A 15,619-nucleotide genomic window follows, 5' to 3' on the forward strand; every position below is an offset into this window, starting at 1 on the left:
TGCCTCGTAACGGGGTCTCGCCATGCCTCGATGCCGTACCGAATGGCCCAACTGATGGCTTTCCAATCGGCGGGGTACCGGTCGCGGTTTTCGGGGCGGATCGGCGATTGAGGTGACGGCGCGGCCGGGTCGGGCAAGCCTTCGTCTTCCGCCCCGGCGGCGACCAGGGCGAGGACCCGGGCCCGGGCCTCCTTGGTCAGCCGGGCCGCGAGGGTGGCGGGGCGGACGCCAGCAGCCGGGTGACACCAGAGGCACCTTCGAGTTCGGCCTTGGCTTGTTCTAGTTCGAGGGAGAGTTCGGCAATGATCATTCGCATGGTCTTGCTCGTCGCCCTCTCCTGGTGGAGTTCGCCCCGCAGTTCATCGACATCGGCCTTGAGCTTCCGGTTTTCGTCAGCGAGTTCCTGCATCGCGGTCGGGGTGGAGTCCTGGGCTTTTGCGCGGGCTTGAAATGCCTGGATGAGGTCGGTGTGCCGGTACACGACATCCCGCCGAAGATCACTCTCGGCGATCAGCTCCGATGCGGTCAGCTTTCCGGACTGCGAGTGCAGAGGCGTGCCGGCCAGAAGCCGGTCGGCCGCGGCCCGGATCGCGGCACGGTCGGCTTCTTCATCACGCGGTCGGCGTCCCATCACGGCTCCTTCGTCACGGGGTTGGTATCGGGCGGGCCCGCGTGGTGGGCCTCGATGACGGCCCGGCTGCGCTCTGCCAGCGCGGCCGCCCGGTCCCGACGGGGACGCGGGCTCAGCCGGTCGGCTGCCTCGGCCTCCCACCACCGCCGGAGGCGCCGCTGCTCGACGATGTTCCTGTCCGTGTACGCGAGGTTGGTGCAGTCAGGCTGGCACTCCCCCTCGTTGGGACCGTCTTCGGCCGGCAGCCCGGCTTCCAGCCGCGCCTTGCGGCAGGCGGCGGTCTCGCGCCTCCACACACAGGTCATGGCCTCGCTGTGGTGGACGTCCGGATTGGACTGGTCGAGCAGCCGCTCGACGCTCCGTCCGGCGGTGACGACTCGTCCGGCGAACCGGGCGCGCCTGCGCACGCGTTGGCGGTACTCGTCGGCGGCGGGACCGGAGACGTGTTCGCCGGTCTCCAGCAGGCGCGCGTCCTCGTCGTTCTGTTCCAGCACCATCTCCAGGGTCTCCAGCTGGACGTCGTCCATCCAGGACGAATCATCCCGGCCCGCGTAACTCAGTGTGACTTTGGTGTGGACATGGGCGTACTGCAGCGCGGCGGCCACCAGTCCGCGGGGGCGGCGGACGATGAAGTACGCCAGAGTCCTTCGGAAACGTGAGGCGTGCAGGTGCTTCGTCGGGTCCGGGGGGATCGGCACCTCGGCATCGGGACTGCTGAAGGTGTCGTTGATCCACTCCACGAAGTCCTCCAGGTCCCGGTTGATCATCTCGCTCTGCCGGGCGTTGAAGTCGTTGGGCCTGGCGGTGTGGGGGTTGGTGAAGCTGGCGGGGAACAAGAAGGTGTAGTCGCCGAGGCTCTCCAGCAAGGCGATGGCGTCGTGCACCGGAGCGACGACGACCCATGGCCGCTGATCGGCCACTTCCTCGGTCTCCGGGAGCTCCGGGAGGGAGGCGCGGTCGTAGCCTTTGCCCCGGCGGCCGACGATCAGCAGTTCTCCGGTCTCCTCGTCGGAATCCCGGCAGCCGGGCCGCAGGTTGAGCACCTCCCCGGGCCGCGCCCCGCTGAGGTAGCAGATCACCACGAAGCAGGCAGCGGCCACCATGCGCATGAGATTGCGCAGCTCGGACACAGCGATGGGCGAGTCCTGCCATGGCCGGCCGTCGAGAATGCCCGTGATCTGCCCGACATAGGTGTCTGCGGCGATGGGCAGCCCCGACTCGCGCAGGGTGCGCTTCTGCCGGGCGGTGAAGGTGAGGACATGAAGCATTCGCTGGATGGCCGAGAAGTTGATGTCCGGCTGCCCGTTGTCCGTACGGTGCCCCGGCAGCGGGGTTCCCTCTCGTCGGCAGCGAGTGATGTACCGGGCGATGCGTTCACTCTTCGACAGACCGCGGAATTCGGCCTGCGAGGCGTGTGTCCCGGCGAGCATCTGGTGGTGTGCGACCCAGGCGTCGCGGACGTCCGGGCCGACCACCTCGATGACGTGCAGCGCCCAGGCGAGGAGCGCGGTCATGGTCGCCGGTGCGATCCGCGGCGTCTTGTTGGCCCGGCCTCCGGAAGGGACCTTGAGCACCTCGTCGGATGCGCGGGGCCAGGGATAACCGGTGGCCAGCCGTCCCTCGGCCGGCAGGTGCGTTCCGTACAGCCACAGGGTTCGCACCGCGGCCAGAATGTCCACCTTCCGCCCTGGCTTGCGCGCCAGGGCGAGGACGTAGGCGCGGTAGGCGTCAAGGTGGTGTTCGGTGACGTCGCACAGGCGCGAGATGCCCGTCCCGACGAGCCAGTCCGCGAAGACCTGCAGGTCCATGAACCAGTAGTCGAACGTCGAGACGCTCGGGCGCTCGTTGCCGCGCTGCACGATGATCGGATTGCTCGGGTAGGGGTGGTCGAGCGCTGCGAGGAAGAACGTCTTGAAGGGGAGTTGGAAGTCGGACGGGTAGTGGTCCCAGGTCAGGGGCGAGACGTTCATGTGCGCATCGGGGTGAGCCGGCTTGACGTGCCAGACGGGGTCGCCGAAGCGGGACAAGGTCTTCAGGTCGGTTCCGGCGCGCAGGGACCGGTTGCGGAGGATCACGATGTCGGCGGCCGGCCATATGCCGTCCGGTGCCGCGCGAAAGGCGGCGGCGGTGGTCATCGCAGGTCCCAGCGGCCGTCAAGAAGATCATCCACGAGCCGCTGCTGGTCTGCTCCGAGGTCGGCTCGGGCCTGCTCGTGTTCGGCGTCGGTGAAGTGCTTGATGATCTCCTCCAACTGCTGAAGCGGAGCGCGGAAACGGGCCTGCCACACGGGTGGATCGAGGTGAGGGCGGCGCTGACGGATGCCTTCGAGGACGGCCAGTTGAACGGGAAGGTGATGCGGCAGTGCCCGGGCGTTCTCGCAAGTGAGGCACTCCAGGAAGGAGGCCGGGCACGGTTGGCCGGGCTCTGCGACGGGGCTGGCGAGGTGGTCCACGCAGGCGACAGCGGCGGTGTCCCGCTGGGCGTCGAGAAGGTCCTTCAGCGTCCGGGTTTCCAGACCCGCCTGGGCGGCGGCCTCGCCCAGGTTCTCGCGGGCCCAGGCGACGAACTCGGCGGTGAAGACCGGAACGGACTGGATCACACGGGCCTTGGCGACTTCCTGGCGCAGGGCCGCACCGACGACCCGCCGGCTGTCCACCCGCACCGTGCTGCTGCCCTTGAGATAGACGTCGTTGAGGGTGCGGCGCGAGTGCGCCACGGGATGCTGACGGCGTTCCAAGGCCGTCTGCCGGATCCTGTCCACGTCCACTCCCGGCCGGCCGGGAGTGGCGTGCCGGGCCGCGGGGAAACCGCGTGCACGGGCCCATCTGAGGACATCACGGGCCTCGACTCCGACGCCCCAACGGTCCGCCTGTTGGCCCTCTTTGCTCCCGCCGAGAGAGAGCGAGACGAAAGCCGCGGATGCCCCGCTGTGACGGCGGGGCAGCTCTGCGAGCGACAGCAGGAGCAGGTACAGGCGCAGTGGCGATCGCATGAGGCGGGGCTCGTCTGCGCCGGCGCCGAGGAGATCGGCGATGTCGTCGGGCAGATGCTCCAGCGCGGCGACCATGTGTTCGCGTTCGGGGCCGCGCCGGGGTTTGGACTCCTCGACCAGGACGACGCGCTCGTCGTCCCGGGCGCCCTCCGGGTGGAAATGGGCGGCGGGCCAGGTGGCGACGGTGCCGAAGTTTTCCTGGGTCAAGGCGGTCAGCAAGAGACAGAACGCGGTCGCGTCCGGCCTGGTCAGACACAGGCTCGCGGCCAGGCGGCGAAAACCGCCGACCCGCAGCACCGCTTTCGTGTAGTCGCCCGAGCCTGGCATCCGTGGCAGGTCGGCGGTCCGGTCGAACAGATCCAGGAGCTCACCCTCCTCCGCCTCGTGTCGGCTGAGGTTCGGATCGCCATCGCGCCACCGCGCCAGGAGGAGTCGTCCGGCCTCGATCCGCTCCCGGGCCAGGCGGACGTCTCGACGCGCCGACGTCATGATCGCCTGCCAGTCCTCGTCCTCATAGGCGCCGGGGCTCATCACCTCGGGCTTCTTCACACGGACGTCGAAGAGTGCCTGGCGGGCCTCCTCAGGAAGCTCCGGATCGTCCCGCAGTACGGTTCGCAGACCCATGAGGGCGGAATGCTGACGCTTCGGACGGCCGTCGTAGTGCTCCACGAACGCGTGGATGTGCGCACCGGACAGCTCCTGCGGACAAGCCGGCTGGGGCTGGTACCGGTTGAGAACTCGCGCAAATCCCTGAAGAGCGTCGAAGTGCTGGCCCGCCGCTTTGAGCCGCTTGACCGGGGTACGGGCCGTGCCGACGCGGCGGCTGAGACACCTGGCCAGCCACTGCTGCATCTCGGGCGCCACCTCGCAGGTGGAGAAGTCGAAGGTCTTGAACCGGTTGCCGGACTCCTCCAAGAACCGCACCAGCGTGCCGGATCCCTCCGGCACGATGCCTCGCTGCGGCGGCTGCCACGAGGCCGACGGCAGACTCGCTCGCCGTCCACCCCGGCTCATCGGGAAACCTCGACTGTAGTCAGGACCACCCCGGTGGCGGCGACGGCAGTCCGGACGAGAGCCTCCAGCGCCTTCTGCTCGTCCTCGTCCAGCAGCGCCATCAGGTAGTCGACGTGGAGCCCGGTGAACGGCGCCAGATAGTGATCGCGCGTCGTGTCCGGGTGGCTGTGACCCATCAAAATCGACAGGGCGTACCAGACGTCACCGAACTGGTCACGAAGGTCCTTGAGTTGCTCGTCGGTATATCCCTCCAGGTGGGGCTGCCACACCATGGACAGCACCAGGTACCAGCGCAGGGCGAACGAGTGGCGGAGCATATGAGCGCGGGCCCACACAGGGCATTGCGACCGTCGGCGCTCGCGCTGCTCGGGCGTCAGCTCTTCTGCCGAGAGGTCGGCCCACAGATCAGCGATGCGCTCGTTGGCGTCCCGGAAGGTGTCCTCCCAGCCTCCGACCTTCTTCGGCAATCCGTCGTGCGAGAGCCACACCGCGAGCGGCTCCAGACCATGGGGCGTCCTGCGGAACAGCCGCAGTCGCTCGTCGGGACCGAGCACGTCCAACGACTGCGGCACCGAACCACCAGATGCCGACTCGATGTGCAGCTCCCGCGTGCGCGCACTGTAGCCCGTCACGATCCGCACCCCGGGTAAGCGGTCGTAGCGCCCGGCCCGCTGGGCCCGGCGGATCACTTCGGTTCGCGATCCCTCCACCTCGTCCATGTACGAGGCCACCGAGTCCATCAGCACACGGCGCGGAATCCGGTAGTAACGGCCCTCGTCCGGCGCACCCTTGATGCACGCGGCGGCCAGCCATGCCTTCAGGTACCGCCCCTTCGCGCCGAACGGCAGCTCGACGTCGAGGACGCTGGCCCACTCCTGGACCCGCAGCCCGGTGCCGTACAGACCATCGACGAACGCGACATCCCGGTCCTCGTTGTACCCGCGCCATCCCGGGCGTCGCAGGCCGTCGAACCCGTAGCCGCGCAGACCAATGTTGCGCCACTGCTCGTACCCGCTGAGCAGCAGCCACTTCACCTGGCGCCGACGGCTTGCGGCTGGCCGCAAGGGGTCCCGCCCGTTCCTGGCCAGCGGCTTTCCGCCCTGGTCAACCAGGCCAGACGGCTTCGGCGACGCTTGGGCTTGGCGGGGCACGGACGGCACCGGGTTGATCGTCCGGTAACGGGGGCCCGCCCAGGTGTAGAAGCAGTTGAGGGCCGCACGGTCGGTGTCGAAGCTCGTGCCCTTGACCCGCTCGTCATTGCGGACGTCGGTGATCCGCCAGTCCTTGTACGCCTCAACGTCACCAGGCGTCGCCTCGTCCCAGCGGCGACCGAAGACGTGAAGGAAGGTCAGCCACACCGCGAGGGAGTAGGCGTACCGCCGCATCGTCTTCACCGACGCACCCGCCATCGAGCCCGTGCGGAAGAAGAGGTTGATCCTCGGATCCGCGTGACCTGTAGGGGAGTTCAGAATCGGCGTGCCGTGGCGGGCCCCGTTACGAGCTGCCCGCTCGTGCAGGTCACCGAACCATAGAAACTCCTCAAGTAGGTCATACGGACCAGCTTCAACCATGTCGTAGAAGTCGACGGTCCAGCGATCGTTCGCCCCCATAATTCCTCCATGCTGCGCAGGTTATTTCTACAACACGCGAGTGCCTGGAGAACGTCCGGTCACCTCGATGGGCCCGAGGAGGACGTGGTCGCCGCGCTCGTACGCGAGACGGGGGAAGAGACCGGCATCGGGGTCGACGTGGCCGATGTCCGCGCGGCCGTTACCGTGCACCACCGCTCCCCCGGCGGCGGCGCGCGCGTTGGGTTCTTCTTCGAGGTCCGCTGCTGGGAGGGCGACCCGCAGATCCGTGAGCCGGACGTGTGCGACGGCATGGAATGGTTCAGCTTCGATGCCCTGCCCACGCCGATGGTCGCCTACTGCCGGGCCGGGCTGGATGCTTACCGGGCCGGCGCCCGGCTCGCGGTGCACTTCCAGGAGCCCTCCGACGCGATCGCCTACGCCCCCGCCACCGACCGGTTGCGGATCATCCCCGCCGTCGGCGACGATCCGCCTGCCCCACAACCCGCGCCCGAAGTACGGGAGTTCACCGAACGAACGGTGGGACGCATTGCGGGCTGGGAGGACGTCTCCTGGGCGTGGGCGGGCAGCCAGGTGTGGCGGGCGCGCGGCGCCTTCGGCGGCACCTGGTATGTGAAGGTCCACCAGAACGGCAAGTTCCACGGCCGCCAGGTGCGCGCCTACCGGAGCTGGGTGCCTACGCTCGGCGCGGCGACGCCACGGCTGATGGCCGCCGACGACGATCTGTTGGCGGTCGTGGTCACCGCCGTGCCGGGCAGCCCCCTGTACGGCGCGGTGCACACGCCGGAGCAGGAGCGCCGGATCTTCCACCAGGTCGGGGCGCTCGCCCGCGAGATCCACCAGAGCACTCCCCCGAGTCCCGCGCCCGACGGGAGCGGGCCGACGGTCGAGAAGGCCGAGCGGCATCTGGCAGCGGCGCGTCCTCATCTGGAGCTCGGTGACGAGGAGTTCGTGCGGGACCTCGTCCAGCGGGCGGAGCAGTTGCCGCCGCTGGAGTGGGTGGAGACCCACGGCGACTTCCAGCTGCGCAACATCCTCCAGGCCGACGACGGCGCCCTGGCCGTGATCGACTTCGAACGGAGTGAGCTTGGACCGGCTGTGCGTGACCTGGTGCGGCTGTCCGATGCCTGGGCCGGCCGCCCCGACCTCTACGAGGCTCTGATCGCCGGGTACGGGCGGCCGCTGACGGACGTTGAGGAGGAGCACCTGTTCGTCGACGCCGCCCTGGACGCGGTCTCCGGCATCCAGTTCGGCGCCGCTCACGGCGATCCAGAGCTGGTCGAACGCGGCAAGCGGACCCTCAATCGGCTGCGCACAGCAGCCGCCTCGACCACCCGATCCCCTGGAGAGCCGTGGTGAACCGTGACGCAGTTCCTGTCGACACAGAGTCGGCCGGGCAGACAGCCGCACGCGGCACGGGCGTCCTGCCAGTGGTGCGGGCGGCGGTGCCGGAGGACGCCGAGGGCATCATCCGCCTGCGGTCCGAGCTCATCCTCTCCACGCCGCTGGACGAGGAGTGGATCGGCCGGTGCAGTACCCAGCTGGCCCTGCGCCTGGGGCCGGGGGGTGATGCCCGGGCCTTCGTGATCGACGCCTCGGACGGCGGCCTCGCTGCGGTCGCGCTCGGTTTGATCCACGCGGTCCTGCCGGCCCCGTCGTATCCCCAGGGTCTGGCGGCGCGCGTGCAGGCCGTCGCCACGCGCCCCGGCTTCCGGCGCCGCGGATTCGCCCGCGCGGTGCTGTCAGCGCTGCTCGACGAGCTCAAGGCCGGGGACGTCACGCTCTTCGAGCTCCACTCCAGCCCGGAAGCCACGCCGCTGTACCGGGAGTTGGGCTTTGCGAGCAATCCGGCACTGATGCGGATGACCTGGCACGGTCAGCCGGCCCAGCGCAGCGAGGAGGAGAAGCCCGCCCCCTGGATGCCGCCCGAGCAGTACGCCGAGACGCTGATGAAGGCGACCGGGTTCGCCTGCGCGTTCTTCACCGACGAGCACGACCGGCCCGTCCAGCTCCACTCGGTGTACTCCTCGACACATCCGTGGCAGATGGCGGGCGGCACGATGGAGATCGGCGAGCGGCCGTGGCAGACGGCCGTCCGCGAGTGCCGGGAGGAGACGGGCCTGCGGGTGCAGGGGCCGCCGCGGATCCTGGCGACGGTGTTCGGGCTGCCCGGGGCCGAGTGGCCCTACAGCACGATGGGCTGCATCTTCGACGGCGGCCGGCTCACCGAGGCACAGATCAAGGGCATCGTCCTGGACCGTCGCGAGCACGACGAGGTCGGTGTGCTGACGCTCGCCGAGTGGCAACCCCTGATGCCGCCGCGGGATTTCGCGCGACTGAGCGCGGTGCTGGAGGCCCGCCGCTCCGGCGTGGCCGCCTACTTCGACGCGTGGGACTGGGGGAACGAGTGACCATCGTGTTGATGTCCGACGCGAGGGTGGCCGCGATCCCGATGCGGGAGTGCGGGCAGCAGCTGGTCGATGTCCGGGACGGCGGCCGCCTTCAGGTCGATGTACGCAAGCAGGACGCGCGCGGGGCGTTCGCGTATCTCCGAGAAGAGGTCCACGACCGGCTGATGCAGGCCCAGGCGCTGCTCCCCGGCGGGCTGCGGCTGCTGTTCGTCGAGGGATACCGGCCTCCCGCTCTGCAGCGCCAGTACTTCGAGGAGTACGCCGCCGAGTTGGCCCGCGCCCATCCCTCCTGGGTGGCGGCCCAGGTGAGGGAGGCGGCCAGCCGCTATGTGTCGCCTCCGGAGATCGCCCCGCACAGCAGCGGCGCCGCCGTCGACGTCACGCTCGTCGACCCTCTGGGCCGCGAGATGGACATGGGTACCCGGGTCAACGCAAGCCCGGAGGAGAGCAACAACGCCTGCTACACCGACGCCCCGGACATCAGCCCGCAGGCCCGGGCGAACCGCGACACGCTCGGCGGGGCACTGTCCGAGGCCGGGCTGGTCAACTACGGCACCGAGTGGCATTGGTCGTACGGGGACCGGTACTGGGCCCTCATGACCGGACAGCCCGCCGCGCTCTACGGCCCCATCGAACTGCCCTGACGACGCCGACCGGCGGGCGTCGCGCCCCCTTCTTCTTTCATCTGTGAGGAGTGATCTGTGGGATTCACCCGGGCCGACTGGTCCGAGCACTACAGCAACGGCGGTGGCTTCCGGCATCTCGGGGCCGAGGAGCAGGCCCTGCTCGCCGAGCATGTCCCGGCGCCCGAGGGCGGACGGGCGCTCGAGGCGTGCTGCGGGAGTGGAGGGCTCGCCGTATTTCTCGCCGAGTTGGGCTACCGCGTGGATGCGGCCGACTTCGCCGAAGGCGCCCTCGACCGCGCCCGGTTCGAGTACGCCGGGGCAGAGGGGGTGCGGTGGCTATGCCTGGACATCGAGCACGACGGCCTGGACGTCCTGGACGAGGACGGATACGACCTGATCACCATGCGGCTGGCCGTCGCGTTCCTCCGCGATCGTTCCCGGGTCCTGCACCGCCTGGCCGCGCGGCTGCGCGAGGGCGGCGCGCTCGTCATCATCACCCCGGTCGTGGAGCACACGCCCGAAGAGCGGCAGCACATCGCCCTGGGCGAGGGCGAACTCGACCTGCTCGGCGAGGGGTTCGAGAAGGTGGAGCGGTTCGAGGCCGCGGGCCTGGCCGTGCTGGTGCTGCGCGGTCCGGGCAAGCCGTTCACCGCGGTGGAGCGTGGCAGGCCCGGACCGAGGGCGGTGTTCGGCTCCGCCGCGGTGGTGACCGATACGAACGGGCGGGTGCTGCTGGGGCGGCAGATCGGCGGCATGTGGGAACTCCCGGCCGGCGGCGTCGAGGCGGGCGAGTCAGCCGAAGCGGCGGCGGTGCGTGAACTGCGCGAGGAGGCGGGGCTGGAAGCGTGCGAGGAGGACGCGCATCTGCTGACGATCCTCCACGACGAGCGCAAGGACGTCGTCCGGCTCTCCGCCGTCGTCCGGGTCACCGCCTTCACCGGCGTCCTCGCCCTTCCCGAGCCGCATCGGTTCCTGCGCTGGGAGTTCCATGATCTGCACACCCTGGCCACGCTGGGACCGATCTTCGTCCCCTCGGCCCAGGCGTTGAACGCGGTGTGGCCGGGCGTCCTGCCCGGCTTGGCGCCGGTGCGCTCCTACCAGTCCGCCGCCGACATCCCGCCGGTGGCCGGGGAGCCGGACGAGGCTGTCCGGCTGCGGGCGCGGATGGCCGAGAAGGTCATCGCGGGCGGCTGGGCGCCCTCGGCGCGAGTCCAGGCCGCGCTGCGGGAGGTGCCCCGGCACCGGTTCACCCCCGAAGTCCCGCTGGAGACCGCTTACCACGACAATCTGGCCGTGGTGACCGCCCGCGACGACGCCGGGGCGGCGGTCAGCTCCGTCTCGGCCGCGTGGCTGCAGGCCGACATGCTCGAACACCTGCGGCTGGAGCAGGGAATGTGCCTGCTGGAGGCGGGGTCGGGCGGCTACAACGCCGAACTCGCCGCGCACATCATCGGCCCGCACGGCCGGGTGATCACCCTCGACTACGACCCGTACGTCGTGCACCGCACCCGGCGGCTGTGCGCCGAGGCCGGCAGCGGCCGGGTCACCGCGCTCCTGGGCGACGGCGCCCTCGGCGCCCCGGACCACATGCCGGCCGCCGGGTTCGACGGGATCGTGATCACCCACAACGTGTGGGACATCTCGCCCGCCTGGTGTGAGCAGCTCGCCGAAGACCGCTACCTCGTTGTTCCGTTGGAGATCCAGGGCTATACCCGGGCGATCGCCCTGCGCCGCGACGGGCGCGTCCTGGAGGCCGGGCCTGGGGACTGGACGTATTGCGGGTTCGTGCGCGACCGCGGGACGGCGGCCCACACCACCCCCACCGCCGCTCTGACCGGCGGCTTGACGATCCGCTTCGAGGACGGAGCTCCGGCGGACACCAGCGGGCTGGACAAGGCCTTGCACGGGCCGCGCTGCGAGGTGGCCACCGGGGTGACCGTGGCCGGGGGTGAGTCCTTCGAGACCCTTCAACTGCTGCTGGCCACCACGCTGGAGGGTTTCTGCCGCCTCGCCGTGGACCGGAAGCAGGACGGCGGGCTGGCGGCCGTGCCGAGCGGTTTGGACGCGGCCGCCGCCGTTCTGTCGCAGGACACGCTGGCCTACCTCACCTACGTCACGGTCGCGGAGGGGACAACAGCGGCGGCGCGGCGCAGCGAGTTCATGGTCCATGCCGTGGGTCCGGATCGTGAAGCCCTCGCCGAGCAGGTGTCGGCCCGGGTGCGGGACTGGGACCGCGCGGTCCGCCACACCGGCTATCCCCGCCTGACGGTGCACCCCGCCAACGCCCCGGACCGTGACCTGCCCGCCGGGCACGTGCTGGACAAACTGACCTCGCGTCTGGTCTTCCACTGGCCCGATCTGCATCAGCAGCAGGCAGGCACGGCGGCGGACGGGGCCCTGGCGAGTGCGGGGGAAGCCCGGTGATCGTGTGGGTCAACGGCGCGTTCGGTGCGGGGAAGACCACCCTCGCCGCCGCTCTCGCCGGCCAGCTTGCCGATGCGGTCGTGGCTGACCCTGAAGCCATCGGCAGCGCCGTTGGCACCGCGCTGCGCGGTCACCCCTGGGCCGCGCAGGACTACCAGGACTGTCCGCCGTGGGCCGCGACCACCGTCTCCTTCATCTCCGGCCTGCACGCCTACACCGGTGGCCCGGTCATCGTCCCGATGACCGTCCTCGTCCAGGACCTCGCGACCACCATGGTGATGGCCCTGAGCGAGGCCGCGGACGTCTACCACCTCGTGGTACACGCCGAGCGCGACGTCCTCAAGCAGCGCATCGCCGCCGACCGCGCGCTCGGCGAGGACCCGGCTCGCGCCGCGGAGGTCCGCGCGTACCGGTTGCGCCGCTTGGACGACTACCAGAGCGCGGCCGATCAGTGGCTCCTTCACACCGCTGGTCACGTCATCGACACCACCGCGCTCACCCGTCGGCAAGCCCTCACGGCCGCGCTCGCCCACCTCCACGAAGTGGCCCCCACCGTCCCGGTGTCAGCCGTCGTGTACGGGAGGCAGCCGCAGTGATCGGTGACGAGGAAGTGACTGTCAGGGTCGCGGCAACGGTGGCGATGGCCTACGGCATCCGGCCGGCGGAGGTGGCGCAGATCCCGGCTGGGACGAACACGCGCAACTATCGCGTGACCGACGATGGCGGCGGGCTGTGGTTCGCCAAGGTCTACCGGGATCACCCGACGCTGGAGCGGGAGCGCTCGGCGGTCGAACTCGCCGAGTTCGCGCGCGAGGGCGGGGCGCTGGTGCCTGCCGTCCGGCGTACGCGCGACGGCGATCTGGTCGAGGTGCGTGGGCCGGTGCCGATGTCCCTGTGGACCTTGGTGCCCGACGTCGAGACCGCCGAGGGCACGCTGACCGGCGGGCGGTGGCCAGCTGTTGGGGAGGCGGTCGGGCAGCTGCACCGGCTTCTCGCCGGCCACCCGGCCGCCGGTCCGGTGCTCCGGCCGGGGGCCGAGGTCTGTGATCTGCCGGGCAACCAGGCCCGCTTCGAGCGCATGATCACCGCTTACGGCAGCATGCCGGAGCTCGGCGAGTTCGAGGTGTGGGCGGCGGAAGCGTGCCGCGAGCGCCTGGGCGTGTTCGGCCGGCTGGCCAAGCTCCTTTCGGCCTTGACGGAGCTGACGGTGCAGGTCCCGCATGGGGACTTGGCCTCGCCGAACGTGCTGTTGCGCGGCGAGAAGGTGGCCGGCATCGTCGACTTCCAGCCGCCCAAGGTCCGGTACGTGGCCTGGGAGATCGCCCGGATCGGCTGCGACCCGCGCTCGCTCCTGTTGGGCTGGGACGCGTGGCTGTCCGGCCTGGCCCGCCTCCTGGCCGCCTACCAGGACGCCCATCCCGGCGCACGCCGTGAGGATCTGCTCGCCACAGCGGTCGTCGGCTGTGTCTCCATGCTCGCCTCGACCTACCCGCTGGCCCAGCCCTTGGACGCTCCCCAGGAGATGACGGCGTCGTTGGAGACCTACGCGCGCGCCCGCCACGAGGCCGCCCTGATGCTGCTGGATCGGCTGGACGACGTGGAGGAGGCACTGCGTGACTGCCTGCGATGAACCGGTCCCCGCAGCGCCCGCCTCCCGCGCCGCAGAAGCGGCGGCGGACGCGGAGAAGACGGTGCGCCGGGATCTTTCCCTGTACAACAACGGGCTCGCAGTCGGGGTCCTGGGCGGAGCCGTCACGTCGGTCGCGCTGCCCTCCCTGGCCCTGTTCACGCTCAAGGCGACGCCGATGGAAATGAGCGTGCTGTACGCGGCGCAGCGTTTTCCCCCGGCGGTGACCGCGCTGTTTGCCGGGGCGATGGTCGACCGGCACCGCAAGCTCGGACTGCTGACGTGGGGCAAGGCCGCCGGCGGCCTGCTGCTGCTCGTCGTGCCGGTGACGGCGATGACCGGTTCTCTGTCGCTGGTGGTGTTGTGCGTCATCGCGTTCGCGCTCGCGGCGGTCAACGACGTCTCAAGTACGGCCGGGATCAGCTATCTGCCCTCGCTGGCGAGGGGCCAGAACCTCGCCGCCGCCAACTCCCGTATGGGTGCGCTGTTTTCGTTCACCGATGCGGCCGGGAGCTACCTCGCCTCCGGGCTGATCGCAGTGCTGGGAACCAGCCGGGCCATCCTGGCGGATGTCGCGTCGTATTTCATCGCCGCTGTCTGCATGGCGAAGATCCGTACCCCCGAGCCGGCTCCCGAGCCGCGTCCTGCCGACAGCACCCTTCTGAGGGAGATCAAGGAGGGGCTCGGCTACACCCGCCGCCATCCGGTCATCCGCCCGCTCGTGCTCTCCAACACCGCGCTGGCCTTGGCGATGACCGCCTGGGACGTGCTCTTCCTGATCTACGTGGTGCGGCAGTTGAACTGGTCGCCGGTCGTCCTGGCGGTGGTCATGGGCTGCGCGAGCGTCGGCGGCGTGGCCGGCGCGCTGGCGGGACGACGGCTCGCCGAACCGCGCGGCGCCCGCTGGGGGGTCGGGCCGCTGCTGCTGTGCGCACTGGCACTGCAGCCGCTCGCCCTGGCACCGGTCCTCTTCGCGGAACCGGGTCTGCTGTGGCAGGTCGTCATCGGCGCGTGCGTCACCTTCCGCTTCGCCGGCGCGACCGCCCACGGATCCAACCAGCGCTCGGTTCGCCAGAGCGTCTGCGACCCGCAGTACCAGGGACGCCAGCAGTCCATCGGCACCTGGATCACCTTCGGCCCGCGCTTTCTGAGCGCCCTGGCCGCGGGCGCCCTCGTCGGGGTCATCGGCCTGAAGCCAGCCATGGTCATCGCCGCCGTCGCCACGGCCAGCGGGTTCGTAGTTCTGGTGTTCTCCCCCGTCCGCCGCCTTCGGGCCATGCCCACCCCTGCGGGAGCCTGAGATGAACGACACCGGTGACGCCCGCGACTTCCCCGATCCGGAGGCATCGACCACCGCGATGCCTCCGGCCGCCTACGGGGCGTCCCGGGCCGCCCTGTGGACGGCGGTGTCCGTCCTGTTCACCGACGAACGCGGGCGCGTGCTGCTCGAGTCCCTCGACTACCGCAGCAGCACCGCCAAACTGCTCCCCGGCGGTGCGATGGACGCGGGCGAGGCACCCTCGGCCGCCGTCAGCCGCGAGGTACACGAGGAACTCGGCCTCGACTCCGCCTTTCCGTACTGCCTCGCGGTCGACTGGATCCCGCCCGACGCCCCCGGACTCCACCCGGACATGCGCTTCCCCGGCGAGTGCATCTACGTCTACGACGGAGGCACCCTCACCAGCAGGCAGGTCCGCGCCCTACGGCCGCCCGGCCGGGAGGTCACCGGCCTTCAGTGGGTCGAACCGGCCCTGCTGGGCGAGCACATGCAACCAGGGGACGCCCGCCGCGCCCTGGCCGCGCTGCGCGCACGGATCAACAACGCCGGCGCCGCGATCCTCGAAGACGGATATCCGATCGCCCCCAGTGTCCTGGACACGCTCCAGGTCCTGCGTACGCCCCGCAGGCCGCAGCTGTGGTCCTGGCACGCCGCTCCGGTGCCCTCCGATCTCCCGGTCGTTCAGTGCTGGGGGTGGATCTTCGCGCCCGACGGCCGAGCCCTGGTCCTGATCGGCGAAGACACCGGCTCCGCTTGTCTGCCCGGCGGCCGCCCGGAGAGCGCCGATCACCAGGACCCGGCGGCGGTCCTTGCCCGGGAGACAGCCGAGGAGGCACAGATCCGCATCGGCACCCCGGTCGCCGTCGGCTACCTGCACGACGACGCCGGCTCCGGCGCCCGGGTCCGGATGGCGGCGGCCTTCACGCACTGCGCCCCGGTGGTGTCCGACCCGGCGACCAAGCAGACGTACAGCCGTCTGCTGGCCACGCCCGAGCAGATCGCCGAGCTGTTCGACTGGGGTCCGGG

At 70.4% G+C, this 15,619-nt stretch carries 12 protein-coding genes; 8 read left to right on the forward strand and 4 right to left on the reverse strand.

The features are described from left to right. Positions 1-196: 196 nt before the first annotated feature. The 4 genes from AOK08_RS19265 to AOK08_RS19280 form a co-directional block, all read right to left on the reverse strand. On the reverse strand, positions 197-631 hold the full coding sequence (locus AOK08_RS19265; protein WP_055527437.1) for a hypothetical protein: 435 nt from the start codon (positions 629-631) through the stop codon (positions 197-199). Continuing rightward, positions 631-2,766: a site-specific integrase gene (locus tag AOK08_RS19270; RefSeq protein ID WP_055527439.1), complete on the reverse strand. Its 2,136-nt coding sequence runs from the start codon at positions 2,764-2,766 to the stop codon at positions 631-633. Before AOK08_RS19270 ends, AOK08_RS19265 begins: the two co-directional genes overlap by 1 nt. Then, on the reverse strand, positions 2,763-4,571 hold the full coding sequence (locus AOK08_RS19275; protein ID WP_055527441.1) for a hypothetical protein: 1,809 nt from the start codon (positions 4,569-4,571) through the stop codon (positions 2,763-2,765). Before AOK08_RS19275 ends, AOK08_RS19270 begins: the two co-directional genes overlap by 4 nt. A gap of 62 nt (positions 4,572-4,633) precedes the next feature. Further along, entirely contained in the window at positions 4,634-6,247 is a 1,614-nt protein-coding gene (locus AOK08_RS19280) for a site-specific integrase (protein ID WP_055527446.1), read from the reverse strand. A 9-nt stretch (positions 6,248-6,256) separates the two neighbouring features. Between AOK08_RS19280 and AOK08_RS19285 the strand changes: the two genes are divergently transcribed. The 8 genes from AOK08_RS19285 to AOK08_RS46595 form a co-directional block, all read left to right on the forward strand. After that, complete coding sequence (locus tag AOK08_RS19285; protein WP_079054129.1) at positions 6,257-7,585, forward strand: phosphotransferase; 1,329 nt, start codon at positions 6,257-6,259, stop codon at positions 7,583-7,585. Next, on the forward strand, positions 7,582-8,637 hold the full coding sequence (locus AOK08_RS43330; protein ID WP_241827010.1) for a GNAT family N-acetyltransferase: 1,056 nt from the start codon (positions 7,582-7,584) through the stop codon (positions 8,635-8,637). Before AOK08_RS19285 ends, AOK08_RS43330 begins: the two co-directional genes overlap by 4 nt. Positions 8,638-8,648: 11 nt before the next feature. Then, the gene (locus AOK08_RS19295; RefSeq protein WP_055527466.1) at positions 8,649-9,281 is read left to right on the forward strand and encodes a M15 family metallopeptidase; all 633 of its coding nucleotides are present in this window, start codon (positions 8,649-8,651) and stop codon (positions 9,279-9,281) included. A gap of 57 nt (positions 9,282-9,338) precedes the next feature. Further along, positions 9,339-11,687, forward strand: a complete 2,349-nt coding sequence (gene fxlM, locus AOK08_RS19300; RefSeq protein ID WP_055527449.1) for a methyltransferase, FxLD system — start codon at positions 9,339-9,341, stop codon at positions 11,685-11,687. Continuing rightward, on the forward strand, positions 11,684-12,283 hold the full coding sequence (locus AOK08_RS19305; protein ID WP_055527454.1) for an AAA family ATPase: 600 nt from the start codon (positions 11,684-11,686) through the stop codon (positions 12,281-12,283). The genes fxlM and AOK08_RS19305 overlap by 4 nt, the downstream gene beginning before the upstream one ends. 14 nt (positions 12,284-12,297) lie before the next feature. Beyond that, entirely contained in the window at positions 12,298-13,317 is a 1,020-nt protein-coding gene (locus AOK08_RS19310) for a phosphotransferase enzyme family protein (RefSeq protein ID WP_107100990.1), read from the forward strand. Next, positions 13,301-14,614, forward strand: a complete 1,314-nt coding sequence (locus AOK08_RS19315; RefSeq protein ID WP_055527458.1) for an MFS transporter — start codon at positions 13,301-13,303, stop codon at positions 14,612-14,614. The genes AOK08_RS19310 and AOK08_RS19315 overlap by 17 nt, the downstream gene beginning before the upstream one ends. 1 nt (position 14,615) lies before the next feature. Continuing rightward, positions 14,616-15,619, forward strand: a 1,004-nt coding sequence (locus AOK08_RS46595) for an NUDIX hydrolase (RefSeq protein WP_055527460.1), incomplete at its 3' end; no start/stop codon positions are given.

It is taken from the genome of Streptomyces graminilatus, assembly GCF_001418565.1.
GTDB lineage: Bacteria > Actinomycetota > Actinomycetes > Streptomycetales > Streptomycetaceae > Streptomyces > Streptomyces graminilatus.

Coding starts and splice junctions, on each gene's coding strand:
- AOK08_RS19295 (WP_055527466.1), top strand. CDS start 8,649: ATGTCCGACGCGAGGGTGGCCGCGATCCCGATGCGGGAGTGCGGGCAG.
- AOK08_RS19265 (WP_055527437.1), bottom strand. CDS start 631: ATGGGACGCCGACCGCGTGATGAAGAAGCCGACCGTGCCGCGATCCGG.
- AOK08_RS19280 (WP_055527446.1), bottom strand. CDS start 6,247: ATGGGGGCGAACGATCGCTGGACCGTCGACTTCTACGACATGGTTGAA.
- AOK08_RS19285 (WP_079054129.1), top strand. CDS start 6,257: ATGCTGCGCAGGTTATTTCTACAACACGCGAGTGCCTGGAGAACGTCC.
- AOK08_RS19270 (WP_055527439.1), bottom strand. CDS start 2,766: ATGACCACCGCCGCCGCCTTTCGCGCGGCACCGGACGGCATATGGCCG.